Origin of the sequence: Teredinibacter franksiae, assembly GCF_014218805.1 — a bacterium.
GTDB lineage: Bacteria > Pseudomonadota > Gammaproteobacteria > Pseudomonadales > Cellvibrionaceae > Teredinibacter > Teredinibacter franksiae.
Genome location: NZ_JACJUV010000008.1, coordinates 121,553 through 148,011, shown reverse-complemented (window position 1 = coordinate 148,011; position 26,459 = coordinate 121,553). Strand labels below are relative to the sequence as shown.

Annotated in this window: 20 protein-coding genes; 8 read left to right on the top strand and 12 right to left on the bottom strand. The window is 47.0% G+C overall.

Features of this window, described 5'->3' with window-relative positions; all coding sequences use genetic code 11:
• Positions 1–18: 18 nt before the first annotated feature.
• Positions 19–1,188 (top strand): Hpt domain-containing protein, encoded by a 1,170-nt coding sequence (locus H5336_RS20430; RefSeq protein WP_185236309.1) that lies wholly within the window; start codon positions 19–21, stop codon positions 1,186–1,188.
• 61 nt (positions 1,189–1,249) lie between these two features.
• Here the strand turns inward: H5336_RS20430 and H5336_RS20425 are convergent, their stop codons facing one another.
• From H5336_RS20425 to pspF, 4 genes are all read right to left on the bottom strand, one after another.
• Positions 1,250–1,612 (bottom strand): acyl-CoA thioesterase, encoded by a 363-nt coding sequence (locus H5336_RS20425; protein ID WP_185236308.1) that lies wholly within the window; start codon positions 1,610–1,612, stop codon positions 1,250–1,252.
• 440 nt (positions 1,613–2,052) lie between these two features.
• Complete coding sequence (locus H5336_RS20420; protein WP_185236307.1) at positions 2,053–5,208, bottom strand: efflux RND transporter permease subunit; 3,156 nt, start codon at positions 5,206–5,208, stop codon at positions 2,053–2,055.
• A gap of 2 nt (positions 5,209–5,210) precedes the next feature.
• Positions 5,211–6,449, bottom strand: coding sequence for an efflux RND transporter periplasmic adaptor subunit (locus H5336_RS20415; RefSeq protein WP_185236306.1), 1,239 nt, complete (start codon positions 6,447–6,449; stop codon positions 5,211–5,213).
• A gap of 473 nt (positions 6,450–6,922) precedes the next feature.
• The gene (gene pspF / locus H5336_RS20410) at positions 6,923–7,984 is read right to left on the bottom strand and encodes a phage shock protein operon transcriptional activator (RefSeq protein WP_185236305.1); all 1,062 of its coding nucleotides are present in this window, start codon (positions 7,982–7,984) and stop codon (positions 6,923–6,925) included.
• 237 nt (positions 7,985–8,221) lie between these two features.
• On the opposite strand from pspF, the gene H5336_RS20405 reads away from it, so the two are divergent.
• On the top strand, positions 8,222–8,863 hold the full coding sequence (locus tag H5336_RS20405) for a head GIN domain-containing protein (RefSeq protein ID WP_185236304.1): 642 nt from the start codon (positions 8,222–8,224) through the stop codon (positions 8,861–8,863).
• An 89-nt stretch (positions 8,864–8,952) separates the two neighbouring features.
• Here the strand turns inward: H5336_RS20405 and H5336_RS20400 are convergent, their stop codons facing one another.
• The 4 genes from H5336_RS20400 to H5336_RS20385 form a co-directional block, all read right to left on the bottom strand.
• Positions 8,953–9,537: an FMN-binding negative transcriptional regulator gene (locus H5336_RS20400; protein ID WP_185236303.1), complete on the bottom strand. Its 585-nt coding sequence runs from the start codon at positions 9,535–9,537 to the stop codon at positions 8,953–8,955.
• 177 nt (positions 9,538–9,714) lie between these two features.
• A complete protein-coding gene (locus H5336_RS20395) occupies positions 9,715–10,410 on the bottom strand; it encodes an aspartate/glutamate racemase family protein (RefSeq protein WP_185236302.1) in 696 nt (231 codons plus the stop codon).
• A 227-nt stretch (positions 10,411–10,637) separates the two neighbouring features.
• Entirely contained in the window at positions 10,638–11,072 is a 435-nt protein-coding gene (locus H5336_RS20390; RefSeq protein ID WP_185236301.1) for a hypothetical protein, read from the bottom strand.
• Between the two features lie 259 nt (positions 11,073–11,331).
• A complete protein-coding gene (locus H5336_RS20385; protein WP_185236673.1) occupies positions 11,332–11,580 on the bottom strand; it encodes a DUF6868 family protein in 249 nt (82 codons plus the stop codon).
• Between the two features lie 667 nt (positions 11,581–12,247).
• On the opposite strand from H5336_RS20385, the gene H5336_RS20380 reads away from it, so the two are divergent.
• Genes H5336_RS20380 through H5336_RS20355 form a run of 6 tightly spaced genes read left to right on the top strand, consistent with a single transcriptional unit; the run spans position 12,248 to position 19,274 of the window.
• Positions 12,248–12,946, top strand: a complete 699-nt coding sequence (locus tag H5336_RS20380) for an RDD family protein (protein WP_185236300.1) — start codon at positions 12,248–12,250, stop codon at positions 12,944–12,946.
• Positions 12,947–12,965: 19 nt separating this feature from the next.
• Positions 12,966–13,928 carry a stage II sporulation protein M gene (locus H5336_RS20375; protein ID WP_185236299.1) on the top strand — a complete coding sequence of 321 codons (963 nt, stop codon included), beginning with the start codon at positions 12,966–12,968 and terminating at the stop codon, positions 13,926–13,928.
• Positions 13,909–15,534: a DUF4129 domain-containing protein gene (locus H5336_RS20370; RefSeq protein ID WP_185236298.1), complete on the top strand. Its 1,626-nt coding sequence runs from the start codon at positions 13,909–13,911 to the stop codon at positions 15,532–15,534. The genes H5336_RS20375 and H5336_RS20370 overlap by 20 nt, the downstream gene beginning before the upstream one ends.
• The gene (locus tag H5336_RS20365) at positions 15,527–16,888 is read left to right on the top strand and encodes a DUF4350 domain-containing protein (RefSeq protein ID WP_185236297.1); all 1,362 of its coding nucleotides are present in this window, start codon (positions 15,527–15,529) and stop codon (positions 16,886–16,888) included. The genes H5336_RS20370 and H5336_RS20365 overlap by 8 nt, the downstream gene beginning before the upstream one ends.
• Positions 16,885–17,913: an AAA family ATPase gene (locus tag H5336_RS20360; protein ID WP_185236296.1), complete on the top strand. Its 1,029-nt coding sequence runs from the start codon at positions 16,885–16,887 to the stop codon at positions 17,911–17,913. Before H5336_RS20365 ends, H5336_RS20360 begins: the two co-directional genes overlap by 4 nt.
• Positions 17,910–19,274, top strand: a complete 1,365-nt coding sequence (locus H5336_RS20355) for a DUF58 domain-containing protein (protein WP_185236295.1) — start codon at positions 17,910–17,912, stop codon at positions 19,272–19,274. Before H5336_RS20360 ends, H5336_RS20355 begins: the two co-directional genes overlap by 4 nt.
• Positions 19,275–19,306: 32 nt before the next feature.
• Here the strand turns inward: H5336_RS20355 and H5336_RS20350 are convergent, their stop codons facing one another.
• The 4 genes from H5336_RS20350 to H5336_RS20335 form a co-directional block, all read right to left on the bottom strand.
• A complete protein-coding gene (locus H5336_RS20350) occupies positions 19,307–21,226 on the bottom strand; it encodes a DEAD/DEAH box helicase (RefSeq protein WP_185236294.1) in 1,920 nt (639 codons plus the stop codon).
• 203 nt (positions 21,227–21,429) lie between these two features.
• Positions 21,430–22,371 carry a DUF4340 domain-containing protein gene (locus H5336_RS20345; protein WP_185236293.1) on the bottom strand — a complete coding sequence of 314 codons (942 nt, stop codon included), beginning with the start codon at positions 22,369–22,371 and terminating at the stop codon, positions 21,430–21,432.
• Complete coding sequence (locus tag H5336_RS20340; protein WP_185236292.1) at positions 22,368–25,328, bottom strand: Gldg family protein; 2,961 nt, start codon at positions 25,326–25,328, stop codon at positions 22,368–22,370. Before H5336_RS20340 ends, H5336_RS20345 begins: the two co-directional genes overlap by 4 nt.
• Positions 25,318–26,313, bottom strand: coding sequence for an ABC transporter ATP-binding protein (locus H5336_RS20335; RefSeq protein ID WP_185236291.1), 996 nt, complete (start codon positions 26,311–26,313; stop codon positions 25,318–25,320). The genes H5336_RS20340 and H5336_RS20335 overlap by 11 nt, the downstream gene beginning before the upstream one ends.
• Between the last annotated feature and the right edge of the window lie 146 nt (positions 26,314–26,459).

The following is a 26,459-nucleotide window of genomic DNA, read 5'->3' as shown; positions in this document are numbered from 1 at the left end:
AATTGCGCCGTCAGCCTGTTGAATTATGCGTCGGTTCACCAAGCCGTTACGACACCCATCACACTCCAGCATCAAGCCCGTTGTTTCGCTATTCTCGCCGCTACGCCCTGTGACATACTGGCGTCGAATGAATTTCAACCAGTGCTTGTTATGAAAGTCGATGCCATCACCCTAACCCTGCTACTAGAAAGTATGAACGAGGGTGTTACCGATATAAACCTGCTGTTACGTAAGCCTGCATCCCAGAATACGATTCGGGCCATGGCTCGTGTGGCGCATAAACTTAAGGGTGAAGCGACGGTTGTTGGCATTGGTGGTTTGAGTAAGCTTATTGTCGGTTTGGAGGATTCGCTGGAGCGTATGCTCCGCCTGCAGCGTGTTGAGAAAGCGCAATTGCAGGTTGTCGGCTTGTATATGCGAAAAATTGTGAAAGTGTGTCAGCAAATAAAAAAAACCGCGCTCGAATCTAAAGCCAAATCTAGAAAAGCTCCGCCGGTACAAAATAAGCGTGATAGTAGTAATGGGGGTATTAATGCTGCATTTCAGGTGTTGGCATTAAATGTGAGTAGAAGCTACGGCAAGCAAGTTGCACTTAATCTCGATAACTTCAAAATTGCCGAAATCCCCAAAGAGTATCAAGCGAAGGTGCAGGATATTGTTATACAGCTTATTCGTAATGCTGTGGCTCATGGTATAGAAACCCCCGTAGAACGAAGCCGATCTGGTAAGCCCAGCCTGGGCGCTGTATCGGTTTATACCAAGCGAACAAAGCAGGGCTTGTTTGTTGTGGTGCGTGATAATGGTAGAGGTATAGACCTTGATGAAGTGCGTAAACGCTTGGTCGTAAAATATGATTACAGTGTTATGCGTACAGCACGATTATCGCGTGAGGACTTATTGAATTCATTGTTTTTACCCGGCTTTAGTACGCTTGCACAAAAACAGGAGCATGCTGGCCGCGGTGTAGGGTTAGATTTGGTAAAGGAGCATACTAAATCTATGGGTGGAAAGGTGGATATACGCTACCATTTAAAGCAATACACACAGTTTATTGTGCAAATTCCGTTGACTGCCAAAAATAATGTTGCACAGTTTAGAAGTGCTACAGCGCAAAAACGCCCGCGTGTTGAATCTAGTCAAAAGCGCAGAACAAATGTTCAGCCGCCCATTCTTGTCGAAATAGCCTAGCCGATTGTTGAGCTAATGTTCAAAGGCCACGGCTCTTTTTAATCAATTAATAGATGTGCCCTTAATGTATTGAGCATTTACGGCCGTCTTTGTCGATACATACGAAAGTGACTTCTGTTGAGAATATTTCTGGCTCTTCTTCATCGGAATTGCTGGTAGAGCTGGCAACGCTGGCGACTACTTTGTAGGTTATGCTGGTATTTCCAACCTTTTGCTTTTCAACTTGAAACGAAAGAATACTGCCGAGTTCAACGCGCTTTTTATAGCTGACTTTTTCTAGCCCGGCGGTTACGAAGCTTTTTCCTGGGTAATCTAAACGGGCGCCTATATACGCAGATTCATCTACCCATTTTAATAACGTGCCGCCGAACAAATAGCCGTAGTGATTTAGGTGTTCAGTGAGTACCAGTTGATAGTTTTTCACTTGGTCTCCAGGCTGTGTTTTGTTGATAGAGGGGCCCTTAAACTATAAACCATAAAAAAGCACGGCGCTAAGGTTATACATAGTATAGGTCGACTGATTTCAGCAACGACTTTGCGCTGCCACACGGTGTGTTGGCGGTAAGCCAGCGTTGCTCCGGTTGAAGGTTAACGTTTCACTTATTGGTTAGGATTGATCAGTGCTATCATTCACACATCGACTGCCAGCGGTAGCGACTAAACTCAATTAATAGCGGTGCCCTGTAGGTGATTGGCAAAAGCGATTGAGCCCTCAAAATCATGAGTTGAATTACGACGTGGTATGGTGGTGCCGGTGCGAACAAGTTATTCAGTGGTTAGCTAAATAACTTATTCGTTAAGTTGATAATAGCCGTGCCTTAAAGTGGACAGTTAACGGCTTGTCACGGCTATACTATTTGCTTGCTAATCGGAAGGTGTGTTTTCAATGGCTGTTACCTCCCCTAAGTATTTAATCTTAAACCTGCTCCAAACCCCAGAAAGACGTTCTTTGCCTTTCTCGCTGGCGTAGTAGCCACAAGGAACGAGGAACAAGGTAACGATTGAAGAAAAAGCCACGCCGTGTGAGAGGGCTATAACCATTGGCTGTAAAAACATGGCTTGAGTACTGCGTTCAAACAATATGGGTAGCAGCCCAACAAAAGTGGTAATAGAGGTGAGCACAATCGGGCGGAAGCGATCGATTCCAGCATTTAACACAGCGTCTTTTACGCTTTCACCTCGTTCCCTGAGGGTATTAATACGTTCAAGTAATACCAGGTTATCGTTTACCACAACGCCCGAGCAGGCGAGGATACCGAAGAACGAAAATATACTGATATTAGTGCCCCAAATCATATGCCCTATTAAAGCCCCCACATACCCAAAAGGCACTGCGAGAATGATGAGCGCGGGCTGGTAAAGTGATCGAAAGGCTATCGCGAATAATGCGTACACAACGATGAGTGCTAATAAGTAATTAACGCCGAAGTTGGCACCAAATTCTTCTTGGTTTCGTAGGTTTCCATCTGTAGACAATGTGAAGCCCAAGTATTGCTGCTTCCAGTTAGTGAGATTCGCCCCCAGTATTTCGTCGACAATTTGAGTGGCATCAGTACCTTCTTCCACTTCTGCGGTGATGCTAATGTTACGTCTGCGGTCTACTCGGCGAATAGTGCTGGACCCAGGTACCAGCTGTACATCTGCAACGGCATTAATGGGTATTTCTCGGCCGTCTTGTGTGCGGATACGCATATCATCCAGTGTGTCGAGCGTACGCCTTTCGTCCGCCGGGTAGCGCAACATTACCCGTACGTCTTCTTTTGCTCTTGGGATACGCTGAATTTCCTCACCGTAAAAGCCCTGGCGCACCTGTTTGGCAACATCGCCGAGCGTAATGCCAAGTGTTTCGGCATAGGGTTTTAAGTCCACTTCCACCTCTGTGCGCTCGGAATCTAAATCACTGCGCACATTGAAAACACCTGGGTAAGAAGCCAGCGTTGCTAATACGTCTGCGACGGCTTGCTGTTGTATGCTGGATCGGTTTTCGAGCATATTCATGTTTAACGTTATGTCGGTACTGTCGCCACCCATGGAAAAGTTGAGCGAGAAGGATTTTGCTTCTGGTAGTGGGCCGATCAGTTCGCGCAGTTTGTTGGCAACCACTTCGAGTTCAATAGTTCTCTCTTCGGCCGGCGTTAGGCCAAAAAAGATAGTGGCCGAAGTGCCGTTCACGGACATGTTGAGTTCGCGCGTAAATGGCTTACCGCTATTTTGTGCAATGAGTTCTTCGTCTGCGGAAACAACATCCATCTGGTTTCTAATATGTTCTGCGGTGGCTTTGGTTGTTGAAAAGGGTGTTCCGTCTGCAAAGCCTACGTTAATCATGATAAACGGTCGTGGAACGTTTGGTTGAAAACTGCTTTTTACCCAACCGGTTTGGCCTAACACCACGGCAACGGTGAAAATAAAGAAGAACAGCAAAAACGTACTGCCCTTATGGGCCATGCATTTTTTTAGCCAGGGTAAATAAGTGTTATGTGCAAAACTATCCATGTGAGAAGAAAACCAGTGGCGGAGGCTTTCCAGTTTTCGCAACGGTGCAAACCGACTGGGTGTTTCTGGCTTCATGTGTGACAAGTGAGAGGGTAGTATGAGTAGAGCTTCAACGAGCGAAAAGATAAGGCACAATAGAACGACGAAAAAGATCGATTGGGTATAGACTAGTACTGTGGTGGGAACGTCGATCATAGGCAGAAAGAAAAGTATAGTACTCACTACTGCAAGAAAAACTGGCTTTAAAACAGACATTGTGCCCGAATAAGCGGCCAAGTTGCCTTTTTCGCCTCTTTGTTGATGGCGGTACACACTTTCCCCAACAATAATCGCATCATCTACGACAATACCCAGCACCATAAGAAAAGCAAACATCGAAAGCATATTGATGGATACGTTGAAAAGCGGCAGTAACCAAATGGCACCGGCAAATGTGGTACCTATGCCCACTACAACCCACAGCGCTAAAATGGGCCGTAGAAAAAGCATAAGAATAATAAAAACTAAGGCTAAACCACTGAGGGCATTGTCTTTTAACAGATCGAACCTACTGTCGAACATCGACTTTGCTTCAAAGTTTATTTTCAACGATAAGCCCTGTGGCAAAAGTTGCTGAAATTCTTCTATATATTTTTTCGCATTTTTTGTGCCTTCAAACAGTAGCGGGTCGTCACTCATTTTCACTTCCATATTCAGGCCTGGCTTGCCGTTCATACGGAAAAGTACATTTTCTTCAGAAAAACCGTCGTTGATCTCGGCTATTTCGCCTAATAGAAGTTGCTGACCGTCACGCGTGCTACGGACTACAATTTGGGCAAAATCGTCGTAGTCATAAGCTTGGGCGCGGGTTTGAATTTGAATGTCGCCGTCTTTTGATTTTATGGTTCCCGCGGGTACATTGAGAGATGTCTGGCGAATGGCAGCAGCCACTTCGTTAAAGCTAATGTTGTAGCGGCGAAGTGAGGCTTCAGAAATTTCGATCGCCACTTCGTCGGTTTTTAGTCCGGTTACCAATACTTCGGAAATACCGGGGAGTACGGACATTTCGTCGCGAATTTGGTAAGCGAGGTTTTTCATTGTACGTAAATCAGCATCGCCGTAGAGCGCCATCCACATTAAAAATTCGCGGTAGACAAACTGCTGAATGGTGGGGCGCTCGGCTGCAACCGGAAATGTGTTAATCGCATCTACACGTACTTTAATATCACTGATGAGGGTGCGAACATCAAAACCTTCAGTAACCACAACACTTACATTGCCGTAGCTTTCGCGTGACTCTGAAGTGATTTGATAAATGCCGGGCAAGTCTGAAATGGCCTCTTCAATACGCACTACAATTTGTTGTTCAACTTCAGAAGGGCCTGCACCGGGGTATACCATTGAAACATTTATTACATCGCCGGTAAAAGTGGGAAAGGTTTCTTTCTTAACGCTGTCTACGCTGAAATAGCCACCCAATAGCATGGCAATCATGAGTAAATTTGCGGCGATGGGGTTGTCTACGAACCATCGAATCAGTGCGCCCATGGCTATAGTCCTTTGGTTTCGTCATCGATTGACGTTGGCGTTGGTGTTGCGGCCGTTTGAATTTCAAGCTGTGTTGGTGCATCTAAGTGAATGGGGTCGACAACGCTGCCAGCGGGTGTAAGGCCCTGCTTTTCTGTCGATACCAACGTTTGATCGTCAAACCCTGCCTGAATCCATACAAACTCTTCGGATTTGCGCAGTACACGCACAGTGTTCGAACTGATTTTATTATGGCTGTCCAACGAGAATATTTTATCGCGTTCGAATAGTGCTTTTCTGGGGAGTTGAATTACATCGGTGATTTCACGGCCTTCAATTTCAGCCTCAACAAATAAACCGGGCAATAGTGGGGCCACCTGCCCATCACTGGTGAGAAAGGGGTTGCGCACTTCAGCAATGGCGTAATACATTCGGGAGTTGGCGTCTACAAAAGAGTCCGTTCGGGTAAGGACGCCTAGCCAGGTGTGTTTTTCACCGGCAACGCTAGCGCGAATGGCAACGGGCGGCAGGCGTAAGGTAGCGCCCATGCTCTGGGGAAGCAGTGGTAGGTCGATAAGGGCGGCCTGTTGTTCAGTCAGCGGTAAGCGTATTTCAACCAGTGTTGAATCGTACACGGTTGCTAAGCGGCTGCCAGGCGTTGTGTACTGGCCTAGATCCACATACGTTTGTTTTACCCGACCGTTAAAGGGCACCATTATGCGGGTGCGTTCTAGGTTTAATGCTGCCATGTCTAAGGCACCGCGAGCAGACTCCAAATTGGCCTGTGCTGAGGCCAGTTGTGGTTTGCGTAGGAATAGATCGTTGGCGTTTTGGTTGCCTAAGTCACGCCATTCACGCTTGGCTTGACGACTTACGCCTTTCTCTTCTGCGAGCCGGTATTGTGCCTCGGCAACTTGGGCTTTGGCCCTTAGCAGTGCAGCCTGGTATTCGCGATCATCAATTTGGATAAGTACTTGAGATGTTTCGAAAAAGCCGCCATCTACAAAATTAGTTTCCACGCTCAAGATCTGTCCGGCAACTTGCGAGAGTAAATCGATCTCCCTTCGAGGGGTGACGGTACCCTGAGTGGTAACGCTGAGGCGTGTTACTAGCTTCTGTGCAGGGATAACAGATACTTTAACGTTTGCGGGCGTTGTCTCGGGCGGGGCTGGTTCGGGTGTGGGTTTAAAAAAAACCAGTAAAGCGATGGCTAGAGCACCGATCGTGATAATAGAGGCGGGTAAGACGTAGGGTTTGTGCATGGAAGATTCCTTCTCGTTATGTTCCCTCAAGGAGGTGCACGCAGAGTAATGCGGCTTGGGTGGGTAAAAGGACAAAGTAAGGATAGCGTATGGTGAAAATCAAAGAAAATGTAGGTAACAGATACCTTGCGGTGCAATAAAATATTTTTGAGGGGCGGGGAAGGGTAAGCGAAGGCTAGGTTAAAGTTTATGGCGATTATGGTGCCATCCCTTGTAAACCAAAGACGTGAATCGGTATTTTGGTTAATGTGAGTGTTGAGAAACGATTTGAGTTGGAAATACGAGGCCTAAAGTGGCAACGCAGTATCGACGATACCCGTTTGAGCTTTGCACTTTTATGATTGCAATGTTGAAGAGTACCTATTGGGTAATGCACAGACAAATTTTCATTCCGACGACAGTGTTGATTACCGCAATGAAATGGCCCTAGAGGAAGATAAAGCCCTCAACCTCATGGGCTAGAAGGTTAGGTGTCAGTTTTCCTGCGCATCGGCTTCTTTCGCTAAGGAGTATTTCTTAAGGCTTCCGCGCAATTGGTGGTAGCTTAAGCCCAGTAGCTCCGCTGCCTTCCGTTGATTAAAGCGCGCCTCTTTGAGTGCTTGGTCTAACAGGCGCTTTTCGAAGTTTTCTACCTCCTCCTTAAAATCTAAGGGCAAATTCTGTAGCTCTGGCTTTACCGCAGGTGCTTTAGCCGTTGCAGGGGGCGTTGGTGTTAAGTGTGCAATCTTGGGTTGGGTTTTACGTTGCAGCCGGTAGGGAGAGGAAAAAGGATCTATTTGAATTTCTTCTATGGGTTCTGGCTCTGCTCCCCACCGCGCCACACTCCGTTCAATCACATTTTTAAGCTCGCGCACATTGCCGGGCCAAGGGTGGTTGTGCAGTTGTGCGACGGCCTCGGGTGAAAACCCGGAGAAAAACGGTAGGCCTAATTCTTTTGCCATACTTAGGGCGTAGTGTTCGGCAAGCAGTAATATGTCTTCGTGGCGCGCTCTGAGGGGGGGTAAGGTAACGACATCGAAGGCGAGGCGGTCGAGTAAGTCATGGCGGAACATCCCTTCGTCAGCCAATTCAGGTAAATCGACATTGGTTGCCGCTACTAGGCGCACATCCGCTGTGAGTGTTGAGCTACCACCGAGGCGTTCGTATTCCCCGTATTCTACAAAGCGCAGCAGTTTTTCTTGGGTACGCATAGACATGGTACCCACTTCGTCTAAAAACAATGTGCCACCATCGGCCCGCTCAAAACGTCCTTTGTGGAGCTTACTGGCTCCTGTAAAGGCTCCTGCCTCGTGCCCAAATAGTTCAGATTCTAGTAGTTCTTGGTTGAGTGCGGCGCAATTCATCTTTATCAATGATTTACTCCAGCGGTCTGAGAGGTAGTGAAGCCGCTCGGCTATGAGTTCTTTGCCGGTCCCCCGTTCGCCAATCACTAGAACGGGTCTGTTCAGTTGGGTCATCTGCGAAACCTGTTCCAATACTTCAAGGAAGGCATTGGATTCACCGATGACTTTAGGGGGGGTATGTGGGTTAGCCATTTGCGCCACTAGTTAGTTTAGTTGGCTGAATGTTAGCAAGTGAAATGATCGGAAGGAAGCGTGTTTTTACGACAGTGTGGAAATTGCTATAAAAATCAATGAGATAGCGTGGGGTTAACCTTGGCATAGTTCATGATGTTAAGTCTAGCACCTAGAGTAGTTGGGTAAACCATAGCTGGCTCATCACGCGTTAGTGGCGTAATGCTTAGAACACCATCATTAAAAGGAACCGCAAGCATGTCTTTGTTCACAGTAAACCGCAATTTTTTCGCTCCTCTTTTTGCTACTGCCATTTTATGCCTTAGCCAGAATGGCTTTGCCGATGTCTTGAAGACCTACGACTTAGACCCTTTCAGTGCGATAAAGCTGCGGGTGCCTGGGGACGTTAAAGTGAAAGTGGGTGAAGAACAGCGGGTAAAGATTATCGCAGATGAAGATGTCTTCAAAACCTTAAAACTAAAGCTTAAGAACGGCATACTGACCATTACTGAAGAAAAAAATCGACGCTGGGGTGACGATATAGAAATCGAAATTTCGGTGAGAGAACTAAACAGTGTGCGTATATCGGGTGCTGGTTCATTCGAAATCGACAATATTCAAGCCGACACTTTTACGGCCCAGATTTCTGGTTCAGGAGATATTAAAGCTAACGGAAAAGTGCGCAAACTAGAGTTGAATATATCAGGCTCTGGTGATATCAAAATGGAAAACCTCGAAGCTGAACACGTAGACGTGAAAATTAGCGGGGCAGGGGATGCAAAAGTGTATGCTAAGACATTACTGAAAACGCGTATTTCGGGCAGTGGAGATATTGCCTATAGAGGCAACCCAAAACTGGAAACAAAGATTTCTGGTTCGGGTAACGTAAAATCGTTGTAGGCACTCTACCGGTAGTGAGTTTGCGCTATGGCCCTCCCAGATTTTTAGCTTACGTGCGTATATGAGTAAAAGTAACTTGGCTTACCACACTACTTTTGGTTTGCGCGCATAGCCTTAGCCAGTTGATGTGATCCATTTGATTCCAGCTGATTGATAACATGCTGCTGGTCCTGTGTAGAGCGGTTTTGGTTAAGTTTGTATTGACACTGAACCTCGTTCATAGCGATTTCAATACCGACAATGGCTTTTAACATACCTGAGCTGTACTCAGGATTCCACTGCGTAGGCAGTTCAGATTCGTATCGGCTAGTAAGTGCGTCAACTAGGTCTCTCAGAACTTCGGTATCGTCAAATAGTGTACACCGGCCGTAGATATGCACGGCTTGATAGTTCCAGGTAGGCACGCCTGGAGTTAAGTACCAAGTCGGTGATATGTAGTTATGGGCGCCTTGTAGTGTTACTAAAACTTCCTGGTTTTGAATGTCGCTGGCCTGTGGGTTTTGAAGTGCTAAATGGCCAAGTAATGTGGTTTTATCCTCAGACAGTAAAAAAGGAAGGTGTGTTGAAAGCAGGCGGCCTTCGGAGAGGGAGATAAGTTGTCCAAATGCATTGGCTTCAATAAATGCGTCTATTTCAGTTCGGTCGGTAATTTCAAAAGGTTTACGTATGTACATAGTGTTTGTTGGCTTAAAGTGAATGTGACGTTCGGTTAGGGGTGCAGCCACTTGTTTGATAGGAATTTATATTGTTTTATATCATCAATGGTAAAACCTAAGTGGCCAGCGGTGTATTAGGATGGTTCTTGTTAGCGCCCAAAAATCTAACGCTGCGTGAAAAATTAATACCGACCATTACAGATCGAGAATTTTGATTACGCTTTCAACATGGATTGCCGCTGTATCAAGTGCAAACATATCGGTAAAGTCGCTATTTTTTAGTATTAAAGAAAGTTCAGTGCCCCCAAGAATAAGGCCTTGTATGTTATGCGTACGTTTCATTTTGGCGGCTATAGAGAGCAGTTGAGATCTTGTTTCATTACGTACAACACCTTCAACCAGCTCGCCCATGTAACGGCTATGAATGTATTTTTGCTCTGTTTCGTCTGGGGTAAATACTTGAATACTGTGTTGCGAGAATACTTGTTGGTAAAATTTTCCTTGCATGGTGAATTTGGTGCCGAACAGGCCTACTCGTTGTAAGTTGAGTTCAATCGATTTATGGCACGCCTCTTCTACAATACTTATCAGTGGCAGTGATGACAATTCCCGTACTTTGTCAAACACTACATGGGGAGTGTTTGAGGCCAGTAATGCGAAGTCTGCACCTGCATCCGCAAGTTTTTTCAGTTCAGTGACAAGAAGGCTGATGACGTCGTCAAATTGTTCATTGGTAATAAGCTCCAACATCTGTTTAAGGTTGATGCTGTTTATTATTATTTGTGGGTAGTTACCGTTAGGTTCACGTTGCCGATAAGCGGCTATGATTTTGCGATAGTAGTCGATTGTAGACTCAGGGCCTATACCGCCTAGAATACCAATAGTTTTCATCTTGCGTCCTATTGTAAGGTTTGGCTTTAATCAATCGAAGGGCTTCACCTTGGGATCTGCAGCGCAGCGTTTTGTTTTTCCAATACTGGTGAGTTCTCCAGCTTTAATTCTGGTTCAATCCCAGTTTTTTTTGCTTTCTTTTGGATGATCCCAGAGAATCGATACGATAAGGCTCATTAATGTAGTATCTGAACCTATTTTAAATGCCAAGATTTTTTTTCGCTAAACTATTCGAAGTAACTCTGGTAATCATCAAGTGCCCGTTTTACTTCTTGGAATGCCTCTTTAGTGCCTTGCTCAGCCAGCTTGGCTACCGCTGGAATGTATGGTGTTAAAAAAATGTGTAGTTGATCGTGTGCTGCGCCGGTCATCGTGCAGCCCTCAATTAATTTTTGTAGGTCGTCATTCAGCTTTCCTCCAATGTCCTTGAGATCTCCTTCTGTGTGAACTCGCTCGCTCATAGAGGTGAACATTTTACGCGTATGGTGATCCATTTGCCATTTGGCGCCATGATTTAAGGTGGGGTGGATATGTTCAGTAACGTTTTTATGTGTAGCAGCACTTTTGTGTTCATCCGCATGCTCGGCGTGACCAGGGTTGTTCTCGCCGTATACCATTGGTGTACAGCTTAAAGCAAAAAACAATATTGCTGATTTATACATGGTGTTTTTATCCAAATGTAGTAGCGAAATGTAGTAGCGAAACGCAGTGGCGTAAGCTTGTTAAATTATCAATTGCAGTTTTTAAAATATGGCATACTCAAGCGGTATCTAAGCGAGAGTGTGGTGGCAAAGGCGGATGTGTTTACGGTAGTACAACGCCCTGCGTGTCTTTACTGCCAAATCATTTCAATTCCCGCGTTGCTCGCGAAATAAACCCTTAAATTGTAATGTGTACGGTTGTGGCTGGGCTCGTTTATGGTTATTGCCCCATGATTTTTAAGGCGATATACGGTGCAACCATAAAAACTAACGTCATTATTTTATAGCGGCTTAAAAAATCAAAATACTTAGCACCTAATTCCTTTTCGTCTATATTAAGCATTTTGCTATGGATAGATGATATTGTTCCTTTCATAAGGGTTAGTGCTATGGTAGCTAGAAAAAGATAGCCGATATTGATTAAGGATGCCCATCCTAACAGCTCAGTTAATTGTGAAAGAGTGATCATCATTGTTTCCCTGATTTTTAAATGATTTCTGGCGTGTGTTGAACATTGTATTGACGCCTATTTACACTAGTCAAATAATTACACCCATAGCCCCGAAGGACGCGCTTTCGCCAACCTCATTACGACGTTGGTCGGCTTGGAAAGGGAGGCTAGGGTACGATATTGACATACCCACGATAAAAGCTTTTTATTATTTACCCATTAGGAGGGAGCATAGGGAGAGAGGAAGCACAGCATCTTGGTTGATTTGGCTATTACGGGTGTGTGAGAACCTAAATAATGTATATTAGCTCAGCAATAGGTACCGCTCGTGGCATACTCAGGTGGATTTCCTAGATGTATTAGTCCCTAGGCTGCTGGTTGTACACGGCAGCGTTGCAAGCGGCAATAAGCTGTGATTTGGTGTATTTTTGTTCGATTTCCGGTTCGTTATTCACTTGCCTGGGTTTGGGTGCGAATGACGTGTAGAGGTAGAGTCATAGCGCTCGGGCTGGCGGATGGCCCTAATAAGTCGCATCTGCTACCGACTCGAAGACCAATATTTGGAGGCTCCCTTGAATATCCTGATGCTATCAAGGTATATTCCCAAGTTAAAGTGATAAATCGTTAGATAGGGGAGCCCAGTAGTAGTGGCCTAGCACATCATCAGTAGGCCCTGGCGACGGATATGCAGACGTTATTGGACACTAGTTATCATGTGGAAACCCCCGAGGCTATCGATTTAACCGCGCAGCTCGCTGGGCCGGTAGTACGTGTGTTGGCGTTCGCCATCGATTTTGCCTACCGCGTAATTGCTCTCATCGTGTTGATGATTGTTCTCGGTTTTACCGGGAAAGCCGGTTGGGGCATTTTCTTGATTATGTGGTTTGTAGCGGAATGGTTTTACCCGGTGCTCTTTGAGGTGTTACGCAAAGGTCAAACGCCCGGGAAAAAATCGATGGGTATTGCCGTTGTTAATGACGACCTAACGCCCATTACCTGGAGTACATCACTCATACGGAATTTGCTCCGCGCTGCCGATATCATTCCCTTCGGCTATACGCTGGGTTTGTTGGTGATGTGCAGTACCCAAAATTTTCAACGATTGGGTGATCTCGCGGCAGGCTCCGTTGTTATTCATCGTCGAAACGAAACCAATAAAGATCTTGATACGCTGCCCGATGTGGCCAGTCATCCTCCTCCTGTTGCACTTTCTATTAACGATCAAGTTGCTTTTACCGGTTTCTCTCAGCGGCACGCGCAGCTATCGGAGGGGCGTAAACAGGAAATTGCCGATATTCTAAAAGATGTCACCCATAAAGAAGGCGATAGTGCTGTGAAGTACCTTCAAGGGGTTGGTAATTGGTTATTAGGTAATAGGAATTAACGTAGGTTTCCGCTTGTAAATGAAACAACAGAGTTTTGAAGCAAAACATAAAGATGATTGGCAAGCTCTCGAAGAAATTTTAGAAAGCGATTCTGGTACGCCAGATAATCGCTTTCCTAAGCTGTTTCGTCAGCTTTGCCATCAAATGGCCATTGCTAAGCATCGCCGCTACAGCCCGCAGCTAGTCGATAGGCTGAATGATCGCGTTATTAAAGCGCATCATCTCTTTTACCAACACAATAATCGGTTCCATTTTCAGTGGCTCGATTTTTTGGTATTTGGTTTTCCTAGTGCCATTCGGCGCAACAGGGCATTTGTATACGCGGCAATGGCGCTGTTTTTGATCCCTTTCCTAGGTATGGCGTTGGCGTGTTATTTTAACGAAGAATTCATCTATAGCCTTATGTCCCAGCCAGAAGCGGGCATGATGGAGGATATGTACGACCCCGCCAACCGGAAGCTCGGGCGAGAGCGCGATTCTTCAACCGATATGTTCATGTTTGGTTTCTATATTCAGAACAATATTGGCGTGAGTTTTCGTTGTTTCGCGGGCGGTATTTTGTTTGGTATAGGCTCTATATTTTTTATTTTTTTCAACGGTTTAACCATTGGCGCTGTTGCGGGGCACCTCACGCAATTGGGCTACGGTTCTACTTTTTTCCCATTTGTAGCGGGGCATGGTTCATTTGAATTGACCGCCATTGTATTTAGCGGAGCGGCGGGTTTAAAGCTCGGTTATGCCATGATTAACCCCGGTAATCAGCGCATGATTCATGCACTAAGAGATGCTGGTCGTGATTCCGTGGTGATTATATACGGCTCCATTATTATGTTGATAATCGCCGCTTTTATTGAAGCTTTTTGGTCATCAACGACGTCGTTACCGAATTTACTCAAATACGGTGTTGGCTTAACACTCTGGGTTGTTGTTATTAGCTATTTTATTTTTTCGGGCAGACGCTATGAATCTCGATCGTATTAGTGTCGAGGCGCGTCTGCGCTCTCCTTGGGAAGCCGTTGATCTTGGTGTGGTTGTGGCACGTCAGTGGTGGGTGTCTATTTTCCTTAGTTGGGCGGTTCCCGCTGCAACTGTATTTACACTGCTGGTGCTTTTGTTTCCAAAACAGGCTTGGTTGCCTTATCTAATTGTTTGGTGGTTAAAACCGCTTTGGGATAGGGGGCCGCTTTACATTGTTAGTCGAAAGCTATTTGGTGAAAATGTCGGCGCTCGAGAGGTGTTTAGGAATTTATGGCGACTTTATAAAACCGATATTTTCCTCTGGCTCACCATTCGACGATTTAGCCCAACGCGATCGTTTGATATGCCTTTAACTGTGTTGGAGCATTTGAAGGGAGATCAGCGTTCTTCCCGGCAGGCTTTACTTCATCGGCATCACACGGGTACCGCAACGTGGTTGACAATTGTGGGATATCATTTGGAGTCTTTTCTGACCATTGGCTTTGTTGCATTTCTCGCTATTATGGTGCCAGAACAAGTTGATATTGACTATTTTGACCTGTTGGTGGAGCAGGATGAAATGGTGGTGTGGATTACTAATTTTACCAGTCTAGTGGCAATGTGCCTTGTTGGGCCCTTTTATGCAACGGCCGGTTTTGCCCTGTACATTAGCCGCCGCATAGAGCTGGAAGCTTGGGATGTTGAAATTCGTTTTAGGCATATTGCCTCTGTGTACCAGAAAAAAATGGATTTCAAACCCGGTACGACTTTGAGTGTATTACTCTGTGGCGTGGTGCTTAGTTTAGCGCTTGCTATCGGTAGCCCTACTGTAGCCCATGCACAAGCTGGAGAGCCAGTGCGGGATGACACTGAAATTGTCGCCGGTGATATCAACTTACCCTTTGTAGAAGTCAGCCCCGTTTTTGAGCGAGAAATCCCGCTGTCGGCTGAAGGTGAAGCGTCTAAGGACAAAATTTTCGACGTACTCGCCGAGGCTGAGTTCCATAAAATCGAGACGGTTAGCGGTTGGCGATTCAAGGATTTTGAAGAATCTGACCCAGAAGAAATACCCCCTTGGTTTATTGCCATGGTTAAGTGGTTAGTCGAGCACTCCGATTCTCTGTCCTCAATAGTGAAGTTTTTAGCGGCCCCTTTGGCCTACATTGAGTATATTTTGTGGGCGTTGCTAGTACTGGTTATTATTTTTGTTGCCTACAAATTCAGGAAGCCCATTGGTGACTTTGTGTCTTCCTCTGAGTCGGCGATAGATGACCATCAGCCACCGGACGTTATGTTTGGTCTGGATGTTACCAAAGAAAGCATTCCAGACAATGTGCCGACGGCTGTTTGGCAATTATGGGAGCAGGGGGATAAACGCGAAGCTGTTAGTTTATTCTACCGCGCGTTATTGGTTGGTCTAATTCACCAGTATGAATTTCGATTTGCCGACAGCAATACCGAAGGCGAGTGTGTGGCAATTGTGACGTTACGTGGGAATACGCCTTTATCTGTGTATGTATCCACGCTCACCCATTGTTGGCAGCAGCTGGCTTATGGGCATATATCGCCTGCAGGTATCGATATTCAGCAATTGTGTAGCCAGTGGCACGAGGTATTCCCTGATGAGTAATCGTGCGAATATTTTACTTGCCGCTGTGTTAACGCTGCTTCTCGGGTATTTGTTTTTTACCTTTTTCGAGCAATACGAGGAAGAGAAAGATTTAGGTTGGACCAAAGCGGCAAAGCGTAATCCGTTTTTGGCCGCACAAATGTACAGTGAGTCTCTGGGCACGGAAGTTAGTAGCGCCGATAGCTATTTGAAATTGGGCGATTTAGCTCATTACGACACGTTACTTTTGGCAGGTACCGGGCAAATCCTTTCGGACTCAAGGCTAACCGAACTCGTAAGCTGGGTAGAGGCTGGAGGCCATCTTATTGTTGGCGTTCAAGAGGCAGAAGGCTCTGAAAATGATCGGTTACTCGAATACTACGAGCTGTCTGCCTATGAAACCGATTATGAACCTCAGTTTTTGAGTGAGGAGTTTTTTGAGTCGCTTAACGATGATAGCGAAGTTGAAGCTGAAGGCGAAGAAAAAACAACGGAAGAGAAAAAGCGGGAACGTAGTGAAAAGTTTATCGATGGATTAAATAAATTTAATGAGGAGCTGAAAAAGCAGGGCGTGGCGGCACGTGAAGAAATAGAAGAAAAAACGCCCCGACAGAAAATGGATATCTACGAGTCTGAGGTGGATCGAGAAAGACTTACGCCTTTAACTTTTGGAGAAGATAGCGGCCAGGTATGGGTTGAGTTTGATGCCTCTCTTGCCATCGATCATCCGGCGTTTTCGGATGAGCCCTATGATGCCGATAACTACGAGCCTATTTACTGGCGTGGTAGTGATTATGGTGTTCATTTTCTACAAATCGAAACCGGTGCTGGGCTGCTGACGGTGGTGTCTGACACTAATATTTTTCGGTCAGACAATATTGGTAAATTTGACCATGCGTTTCTTTGGCAAATTTTAGCAAGCCCCTCAAGCATGGCGATTTTGTATGGCACGGACATGCCCTCGCTAGGGTTTATGTTGCGTGTATTTATGCCGGAAGTGCTCATTGCTTTTTCAACGTTTATGGTGATGTGGATCTGGTTCAGTATGCGCCGATTTGGCCCCGTGCGAGAAAAAATTATTCGCATACGTCGATCGTCAGCGGAGCATATAGCCGCAAGTGCTGGCTACATGTGGCGAGGAAACTGGCAAACAGAACTGTTATTACCCGTTCGTGAGGACATACGCCAGCAGGCGGAGAAGCGGGTGAGTGGTTACGATGTTGCGGCTGATAGTAAAAGGCTGAAAATGTTGAGCGAGCTTAGCGGCCACACAGAAGATACTGTAAAGGCCGCAATGACCAGTAGCGATAAATTAAACGAAGATAATTTTCAGAAAACGGTGAGAACCTTACAGCGAATTAGAGACAGCTTATGACAGAGAATAACGAAACCGATATTCAGGAAACATCTGCTCCACAGCCCACTCAGCCACAACATTCTTCAGCGTTTATTGAAGCGCAAACCGTTGTTGCAAAATTACGTGAGCGTATTAATTCTGAATTGGTAGGGCAGAAAGGCGTTGTAGATCAAATTGTGATTGCACTGTTGTCTAATGGGCACGTGTTGGTGGAAGGCGTACCGGGGCTGGGTAAAACGTTGCTCGTACGGCTTTTGGCTAACTGTTTTGACGGTGAATTTAAGCGCATTCAGTTTACCCCAGACTTAATGCCCGCCGATATTACCGGGCACGTTCTCTACGATATGAACGAAAGTAAATTCAGGCTGCGTAAGGGGCCAGTATTCACCAATATTTTGCTGGCAGACGAAATAAACCGCGCACCGGCCAAAACCCAGGCGGCTTTACTGGAAGTGATGCAGGAGCGACAAGTAACGCTGGAAGGGAACGCTAAAGAATTGCCAACCCCTTTTATGGTAATGGCAACGCAAAACCCTATTGAGCAGGAGGGGACCTACCCACTACCGGAGGCACAGCTTGATCGGTTTTTGATAAAAGTAATTATTGATTACCCCTCGCACGCTGACGAGGTTAAATTGGCCCAGTTTGTTACCACCGGCTTTGTCGATGACCAAGACGCCTTTAAAGATGCTCAGCCCATGCTTACCCCAGCTCAGGTCTTTAGCTTGCAGAAAGTGGTTGCCAATACGGTTGTCGATGATCAGGTCGTGGAGTATGCGGTTCGGCTTGTGCGTGCTACGCGCGAAACCACCTCTTTGATGCGCGGTGCGGGTACTCGCGCTTGTATCGGGTTGATTCGTTGTGCGCGGGCTCATGCGTTACTGCGTGGCGCCAACTTCGTTCTGCCCGACGATGTGAAGCAAATGGCATTGCCGGTGTTACGCCATCGCGTTGCGCTCTCTGCGGAAATGGAAATTGATGGTTTTAGTGTTGATCAGGTTCTAACGAAAATTCTAGACGGGGTGGACGCTCCACGCTTATGAGGCCATCGCGGACATTACTCAGGTTACTTTTGCTATGGCTGGTGATGGCCATTGTAGTGTTTGCTGTGCGTGTGATGACCGTACAGAGCGCTGCAGAGGCCGATATGTTGGTTGGCTCTTCACAGTTCAGCGATATAGAAACCGCATGGGCTCTGGTCTCGACAATTTTGGTATTGGTTGCTGTGTTCGATTTGTTTCGTCATCGCCGCTTTTGGAAGCTTTCGGTTGTTCGTGAGTTACCTCATAGCCTTGCATTGGGCGTACACGCCCCCGTTACGTTGGAATTACGCAATGGTTACGCATTTCCCGTTACGGTTGATGTAACGGACCTTTACCCACGGTGTATTGAAGCGCAGGAGTTACCGGTTACCGTAACCATTGCACCGGAGAGCAAGAAGAAGGTCACTTACCCGGTACTGCCTATAACCCGCGGACCAGCAACTTTTGGGCAAACGTGTATGCGCGTCAATACCCGTTGGGGCTTATGGCAAAGGCTAGAAAAACTGGGCGATGAAGAGACCGTTAAGGTGTATCCGAATTTTGCGCCTATTGCCAATTCAGCCAGTATTGGCCTGGAGCACCAGGTCGCGCAGCTGGGTATACATCTGCAGCAGCGCCGAGGTGAGGGTAGTGATTTCCATCAGTTACGGGAGTTTCGCGAAGGGGATTCACTCCGTCAAATAGATTGGAAAGCCACTTCTCGGCAGCGTAAGCCGATCTCGCGCGAGTACCAGGATGAGCGCGATCAAGACGTTGTGTTTATGCTCGATTGCGGCCGTCGTTTGCGCAGTAAGGATGATCACATCAGCCATTTTGATCACGCACTTAACGCTTTATTGCTAACGAGTTACGTTGCATTGCGACAGGGTGATGCGGTAGGAATAATGAGTTTTGCCGGTGATCAGCGCTGGTTGTCACCGATTAAAGGGCCCGCGCGGATTAACACGATCCTTAATCAACTTTACGACCTGCACAGTAGTACCGATACCAGCGATTACCTGCAGGCCGCTGAACAATTTTTACAGCGCAGTACAAAGCGCTCGTTAGTGATATTGATCACCAATGTCAGGGAAGAGGATGTTGAAGATCTAGCGACAGCGGTTGAGCTGTTGCGTAAAAAACATATCGTGATGGTTGCCAGTTTACGTGATGTGTATTTGGATCAGCTATTAGAAAAGCCCGTTTCCAGTTTTAACGATGCGCTTACGTTTTGTGGTACTACGGATCACATTCGGCGTCGGCGTCGGGTTTTAGCTCAATTGCAGGGGAAGGGTACGATAATAACGGATTCCCTTCCGTATCATCTGCATATCGATCTGGTCAATGAATACTTAAAATTAAAGCGCAGCGGCAGGCTATAGGCCTGCGCTACCTAAACTATTGGGTGGCACGACTACTGGGTTTTGCCATCCGGTTTTTTACGCGGCTTACGGGCTTGCATACTTTTTCCTTCTTTTTTCTTTGCCGTATCAGCGGTTCCGGGTTTAGCTTTCTTGTGCGAACTTTGCTTAGCCTTTGCGTTCTTCTCGTTGTCGGCTGAGATTCGTTCAATGTTTATCGGCTTCTGGCGTACACGTGTTCTCTTCAGTTGAGAAAAGAGTTCGTTTGGCATCCCAGCAGGCAGATCGACAGTGGTAAAATCGTCGTATATCTTAATTTGGCCAATATAGCAGCCGTCGATATCGGCTTCGTTGGCGATCGCGCCGACAATTTCACCGGGTGCAACCTGATCGTTATGGCCTACACCGATACGGAAGCGTTCCATTACGATTTCCGGGTATTCTTTTAGGGACTGTGCATTCCCTAGGTTTGGAATACCCTTATCGTCTATGTAGTCGTTCGGTTGTTTGCGGGGTTTGTCTCGCTCGCTTCGTTTTTCGCTACGATTCTCTTTACGGGTATCATCGCGGGTATCGCCACGGCTATCTTCACGGCTTTTATTGCGGTCTTTTCGTGGTTTGTCGTCGTGTGCTTTGGGTTGATCTTTGCTGGGTAGAATGGGTAAGTCTTTCTGTAGCAGGTACGCCAATGCTGCAGCAACATCTTCCGGGCTAGCTTCCTGTTCGTGGCAGATCTCGCCCACAATGCGTTGGAAGAAGTCTTTGTTTTCGTTTTCCATGGCGTCTTTAATTGACGCTTTAAAATTAGCTGCGCGCTTATCGATTAAATCTGCGCGCGAGGGTAATTCCATTTGCGTGATTCTTTGTCGCGTTGTTTTTTCAATGGAGCGCAACATGCGGCGCTCACGGGGAGCAACAAATAGAATGGCTTTCCCTTTTCGTCCTGCTCGGCCGGTGCGGCCAATACGATGCACATAGGCTTCGTCATCGTAGGGGATATCGAAATTCAGCACATGACTTATGCGTTCTACGTCCAGCCCGCGAGCGGCAACATCGGTAGCGATAACCATATCGAGCTTGCCGTTCTTTAGTTGCTCTACTGTGCGCTGGCGAAGTGTTTGATTCATGTCGCCGTTTAGGGGCGAGGCAGAAAAACCGCGAGCGTTTAACTTTTCGGATAAATCTACGGTGGCTGTTTTAGTACGCACAAAAATAAGCATGCCATCGAACTCTTCGTATTCAAGAATTCGGGTTAGCGCATCTAATTTGTTGGTACCGGAAACCAGCCAATAATGCTGCTCAATGTTTTCATTGGTGGTTACAGCCGTTTCAATGCGCACTTCTTCCGGCTGTTTGAGATATTTATTCGCTACCCGGCGTATAGGCGCTGGCATGGTGGCGGAAAACAGGGCAATTTGTTGGGTGCCGGGGGTTTTGTCTAGTATGGCCTCAACATCTTCGTTGAATCCCATACGCAGCATCTCGTCGGCTTCGTCGAGCACTAGCGTTTTAAGGCTGCTGAGGTCGAGGCTGCGACGGTCTAAGTGGTCTAGCAAGCGACCAGGTGTGCCGACAATGACATGAACTCCACGTCTTAGCCCCTTCAATTGGGCGCGCATATCGTGACCGCCGTATATAGGCAGTACGTGGAAATTGGGCATTTGTGACGCATAGGCCTGAAAGGCCTCGGCAACTTGCAGGGCAAGTTCACGCGTTGGACACAAAACCAGCGCTTGAGGTTTTGTGTTTTTGATATCAATGTTTGCGAGTATGGGCAGCGCGAAAGCCGCTGTTTTACCCGTACCCGTTTGCGCCATGCCCACAAGGTCTTTACCCGCCAATAGCACCGGTATGGTGGCTGCTTGGATGGGGGAAGGGCGTTCGTAGCCAACATGGCTAAGGGCACTAAGAATGTAATCGGGCAGATCGAGGTCTTTAAAGCTTTCGATGGTGCCTTTGCTGGGCTCGGCCATGGTTTACCTTGTGGGTGGGAGAATAAAGATTAGTGTAGTCGAGCCGTGTTGAGCTTGTGGCCCGTGGCGCGAAAATGGGCGCGGATAATAGCAGGAGCGACAGAATATAGACAGTGTTAGCCGCATTTATGCCGAATTTTCATAAAAAAACGCCCAACTTATAGGAAGTTGAGCGTTTTTAGAGGGGTTTCTGTGCGGTTTGGTTATAGAGGGAGGTTGGCGGCTTCCTCGGCTGGAGGTTCTACCTCCGTCACAGTAAAGCTGTTTGGCGTGACATCAATAACCGGCTGCGCCTGGTACTTGGCAATTTCGAACAGCGGTGTGTCGCCGAAGGTTTTAACATACCACTTGTCTTCTTTTTGGTAGAAAGCATAGTTTGTTTCTCCATTTGCAGTGGTAACGGTGGCGGTGAATACCGGGTTGTGGATAACAACGGATTGCATTTGATCCTTGCCTTCCACCAGTCGATTAACCAAAATCCTATTGAACAGCTTGGTCCAGTCTTCCGCCTTTTGGCTGTCGAACGCTTTGCCTTCCGGCAGTCCTTCCATCATCCAGTTACCGTCTACCCTTGAAAGGCTGAAAGCTTCGGTGGCTACGGCTTCTACGTCGCCGTCTACCGACAACAGATTTTTCTCCAACCAGCTTTCGGCCTTTGCAGGCACATCGTGCTGAGCCAGTTCGATGGAGAATATGTCGTTGTTGTCAGAAAGCCGAGCATGTACTTTGCGATAGCTGGGGCTGGTGCCCAAATAGAGCGTTGCTTGGGCTTTTCCATTGCGGGTAAACGTCAAACTTTTTTGTGCGTTTGAATCTGCAACTTCGAACCGCTCTGCGGCGGCTTCAGAACTGGCTAACGGCCAGTTTACGCTGGTGCTTTTCAGTGTGTCTAATAGCTGCGCTACTTTGGATGAGCTAGCGGGCAGGTTGCCGTAATCGGGCAGCTGCCAGCCATCCTCCGTTTTGATCAGTTTGGTTTCGCTACCTTCTCCGTTAATGATTATTTCTTCGCTCATTAATGTGTCTGGGTCCATAAGTGCAGCGGAAGGAAGGCCATCGGCCTTTTGGCTAGACAGGTGTGTGCCCAGAACAAAAATTAACTGTGCGGCCAAAAGTATGCTGAGAATCTTTACGGCTTTATTCATGCTGCAGCTCCTTCTTCTTCGCGGTGTGTTTTTGTCACAAGGTTGGTCAGCATTTGTCTATACCGTGATTCATTAGCTCGCCTTCTCCAATGCACATACAGGTAAATCAGTAATAGACCGGCCACAGCAAGGCTGTAATTTACGGCCTCCCAAAACTGCCGCTCTTTGTCGGTTAGTGGCGGTAGTGTGCGGTTAAAGTGGCTGCGTGAACGGATACTGAGCAGGCCTTCGTCCTCTAGGCTCCACTCCGCGGCGTTTATAACAAACTGCTGCGGGTTGACGTAATTGTTGCCCGCCATAGAGCTTTGAATGCGCAGTACGCTATCTTCTGCAAAGCTGTTTGAGCTGACCACAATTAAGCGCGCAGATTCAGGTGAGTGCTCAATAATGCCGCTAATAACCTCTGGGCTTTCTTCCGTGGCAACGTCGGTATTAGCGTCATCTTGTTTGTTTTCGGGCGTGTCGGTTTTGTTCTGCAGTTGTGGTGAGTCTTTTCCCGTGTAATAAGAATTAAAACGCCCACTTATGGCGATAGCCAACGGTTGTGCGCCAACAAATTCCCCAACCGTAAAGCTAGGCTCGCCGCTTTCTGTCATTTGGGGGTTGATATCTAGTGCTTTACTGAGCCAACTGGAAGGTGAGCTTTCAGCAAGTTTCACAACCGTGCGCGATGTGTTTTTTTCGTCATTCACCGTAATGGGAGATGCCCAGGGGATTGTCAGTTGTTGCAGGGTAGAGGTGATCGGGTTGTCTGCATTTAATCCCTGTTCTCTTATTTCGAGGAAGTAGGGGTAATCTAGCATGCTGATTTCCTGTACCGAGAACGCACCAACTTGGCGTGCAACAGGAATCGGGAACGCTGAATTTTGTGTGTCCATTACCAGGGAGTCTTGAATGGTTACCCCGTGGTGCTCAAGCCAGCCTTCGAGGTTGGAGGTGTGGGCGTTGGCCACTAAACCCTGTTGTTGTATTTGCGCCTTGTAGGGCGACGTTGCCATTACCACGGTTCCGCCGCGCATTAGAAATTGATCAATGGCAAAAACGGCTTTTTCGTCGAGATTTTCCGGCGCCAAAACCATGAGCAAATCCAAATCTTCGGCTACTTTCCCTGCGTTAATTTTGGCCGGTTTAGAGGTCATATTCTCGTTGAGTAATTGTTGCAGTGCTTCAAAGCTGGCGGGTACCGGCTGGCCCATTTGTGCTGCATAGGGGTTTGATTCCGGCGCAACGATACCGATAGTTTTGGTAAAGCCAGTGGCAAAGCGCTTAAGGCCTGTGTCCAATGCGCGGTTAAGGGCGTCTTCGGTCCAATCTTCTGGTAGTGCAATTTGCACAGCGATCTCGTCGTTACTGAGCACTAAGTAGTAGTAAAAGGTTGTAATGTCAAAAATGCTCGATGCCATTGGTTGAAAGCCGTAGGTGTCAGCAATTTCCTCGGCGACTGCTCCGCCGTTAGCGTCGGGGTCGACAAAAGCAAAAGAGAATTTTCCGCGTGAATCTTCAGTTGCCTTGGTCAGTACATTTTTTAGGGCGCCATTAAATTCGCGCAATGTTTCTGGCAAGCGATCTTCGGTGGAAATATAGGCGGTAAGGCTAACATTGCCGCTGATGCTATCAAACAGATTGCCGCCAGATTGATAGGCATAAAGTACTTGCTTAATCGTGTTGGTGATGTCGTATTCTGGATTGCGCAGCTTTACGTCCAGATCATTTTCACCGCGTGCATTAACTTCAATGAGGTTTTCAAAGCCCATTACTTTATATTCGTCTCCGTATTGAATAAGAATATTAAAGTAGGAGTTAACCACGGCAGATTGGTAGCGGTCATCGACGCGAAAGGGCACGGGTTTTATGCCGTACTTGCTGCCGGCTTCTGCTTCGGCATCGCTGTCCGTGGCTGGGTCTACAATTTCAACGCGTATATTGCCTGCGCCTTCTTCTGCATATTCTTTTAATAAATCCTGAATTTCTGGTACAAGCGGTGCAAGGTAGGGGTGGGTTTTTGCACTGAAATAGCCGCGAATAAGTAACGGCTCCTGCAGTTGCTTTAAATAGCCCTGGCTGGCCTTGCCAATGGAATATATTTTTCCTTCGGTGGTATCGATACGTAAGGCAGAAAATGGCGCCAACACAAAATTGAATGCGATAACATTTGCTAGTACCAGCGCGGAGCTTAGGCGCCAGCGATTGTGGTGGGCTTTGTCGCCGTCGGTTGCCCAGCGATCTTTTTCAAGTCCGTAACGGTTCAGTACTAAAAATACAGCGGCAATGCTGATGTAGTAATAAAAGTCGCGAACATCCAATACGCCGCGGGTAATCGATTCAAAGCGTGAGCCAGAGCCGAGTGAGCGCAATACTTCTGCTGTTTCGTTACTGACTAATTTAATAAATACGCCTGTACCCAGTAGGTAGAACATGCCACAAACCACTGTGGTTAGTATAAGGCTAACAATTTGATTGTCGCTTCTGCTGGAAATATACAGGCCGATGGCCAGGTAAGCTGAACCTAGAAGTGCTGCCGCTAAATAACCGGAAATAACCGGCCCCCAGTCAAGGTCGGCTATGAGTGAAACCGTTATAGGTAGTGGCAGTGTTAATATTAGGGCAATAACCAACAATATTTTACAGGCGGCAAATTTGCCCTGTACAAACTGCCAGCTGGAAACAGGAAGGGTTAATACATGCTCAAGGGTACCGCTGCGGCGTTCCTCGCTCCACATGCGCATAGTAAGTGCTGCGCTAAGAAATATGAGCAGTACAGGCATTGATTCGAACATGGGGCGAACATCGGCTATGTTCCGCGCAAAGAAAGCTTTCCCCCAGAAAACAATAAATAAAGTAAACGCAACAAATACGCCTAAGAACAGGTAAGCAATAGGCGAAGAGAAAAATAGCTTTAACTCTTTGGCCGCTACATGCATGGCAGCGGTAGAGAATATTTTGTTATCAGGCAACATCTGCAGTCTCCGGGCTTTCGGGGTTGTGCGCATTGTTATTTTTTAGTTCTTGGATATTTCTAAAAACAGTTTCCAAATCACGTAACAGTGGGTGTATGGCAAATATTTCGTCTTTGTCGTGTACTAGTTGATTACTCATCCACGAACAGAGCGCCTGAATGTTAACTTGTTCGGTAACAGGTAGGTGATACAGGTTTTGGTTGTCCGTGGTGCTAACCATTACCGCTGGCGGCGTTTCCGCTGAGTTGTTTTTAAGGTAAAACTCGGCTAAATGCGCGTTCACATTGGCTTCGGTTGCTGTGGTGGTTAACGCAATCGTATCGCTTCTGCGTAACACCTCCATGGTTTGGTCCACGGCAAGTGCGCCATTGTCCAGAATAAGCACCCGGTCACACAGGGCGTCGACTTCTTGCATTATATGGGTGGAGATAATGACGGTAGCTTGTTTGGCTAGGCCGCGAATCAGGTCGCGCATCTGGTGTGTTTGCCTGGGATCTAGGCCGTTGGTTGGTTCATCTAGAATTAATATTTTGGGGTTATGGATTAACGCCTGGGCAACACCAACACGCTGCTTGAAACCACGGGAAAGCGTGGCGATTGGCTGTAACGCTTTGCTGGTTAGCTCTGTTTTGGATATGGCATCTAGTACATGCTCTTCCTGTTTTGCTTCGGCAATGTTGCGCATTTGTGCGCAATAAAAGAGGTAGTCCATAACCGTCATTTCAGGATAAACCGGCAGGTTCTCGGGCAGGTACCCGATCCACTGCTGAATAGCGTTGGCGTTGTCTGCAAGCGTAAGCTCGTCAATTGAGATGTCGCCCGCGCTGGGCTCTATATAGCCCGTTAGCATTTTCATGATGGTGGTTTTGCCTGCGCCGTTGTGGCCAAGCAGGCCCACGATTTCTCCAGCTTCAATAGTGAAGGAAACACCGTCGACGGCGGTGAAATCACCATATCGCCGGCTAATACGATTTGCACGAATCATCAATGACTCCAATCTTGTTGTAATCGTTTGTTAACTGATCCCAGTATGACTGAGCAGGGCTATGAGTATGCTTTGTTATTATGAGTTCCGAAAAATTGTGCCTCGAAATCGAAATTCAAGGCTTAACCCAAAGGAAAGAGTGCAAT

Coding starts and splice junctions, on each gene's coding strand:
- H5336_RS20420 (WP_185236307.1), bottom strand. CDS start 5,208: ATGGGCGCACTGATTCGATGGTTCGTAGACAACCCCATCGCCGCAAAT.
- H5336_RS20415 (WP_185236306.1), bottom strand. CDS start 6,449: ATGCACAAACCCTACGTCTTACCCGCCTCTATTATCACGATCGGTGCT.
- pspF (WP_185236305.1), bottom strand. CDS start 7,984: ATGGCTAACCCACATACCCCCCCTAAAGTCATCGGTGAATCCAATGCC.
- H5336_RS20405 (WP_185236304.1), top strand. CDS start 8,222: ATGTCTTTGTTCACAGTAAACCGCAATTTTTTCGCTCCTCTTTTTGCT.
- H5336_RS20400 (WP_185236303.1), bottom strand. CDS start 9,537: ATGTACATACGTAAACCTTTTGAAATTACCGACCGAACTGAAATAGAC.
- H5336_RS20395 (WP_185236302.1), bottom strand. CDS start 10,410: ATGAAAACTATTGGTATTCTAGGCGGTATAGGCCCTGAGTCTACAATC.
- H5336_RS20390 (WP_185236301.1), bottom strand. CDS start 11,072: ATGTATAAATCAGCAATATTGTTTTTTGCTTTAAGCTGTACACCAATG.
- H5336_RS20385 (WP_185236673.1), bottom strand. CDS start 11,580: ATGATCACTCTTTCACAATTAACTGAGCTGTTAGGATGGGCATCCTTA.
- H5336_RS20380 (WP_185236300.1), top strand. CDS start 12,248: ATGCAGACGTTATTGGACACTAGTTATCATGTGGAAACCCCCGAGGCT.
- H5336_RS20375 (WP_185236299.1), top strand. CDS start 12,966: ATGAAACAACAGAGTTTTGAAGCAAAACATAAAGATGATTGGCAAGCT.
- H5336_RS20370 (WP_185236298.1), top strand. CDS start 13,909: ATGAATCTCGATCGTATTAGTGTCGAGGCGCGTCTGCGCTCTCCTTGG.
- H5336_RS20365 (WP_185236297.1), top strand. CDS start 15,527: ATGAGTAATCGTGCGAATATTTTACTTGCCGCTGTGTTAACGCTGCTT.
- H5336_RS20360 (WP_185236296.1), top strand. CDS start 16,885: ATGACAGAGAATAACGAAACCGATATTCAGGAAACATCTGCTCCACAG.
- H5336_RS20355 (WP_185236295.1), top strand. CDS start 17,910: ATGAGGCCATCGCGGACATTACTCAGGTTACTTTTGCTATGGCTGGTG.
- H5336_RS20350 (WP_185236294.1), bottom strand. CDS start 21,226: ATGGCCGAGCCCAGCAAAGGCACCATCGAAAGCTTTAAAGACCTCGAT.
- H5336_RS20345 (WP_185236293.1), bottom strand. CDS start 22,371: ATGAATAAAGCCGTAAAGATTCTCAGCATACTTTTGGCCGCACAGTTA.
- H5336_RS20340 (WP_185236292.1), bottom strand. CDS start 25,328: ATGTTGCCTGATAACAAAATATTCTCTACCGCTGCCATGCATGTAGCG.
- H5336_RS20335 (WP_185236291.1), bottom strand. CDS start 26,313: ATGATTCGTGCAAATCGTATTAGCCGGCGATATGGTGATTTCACCGCC.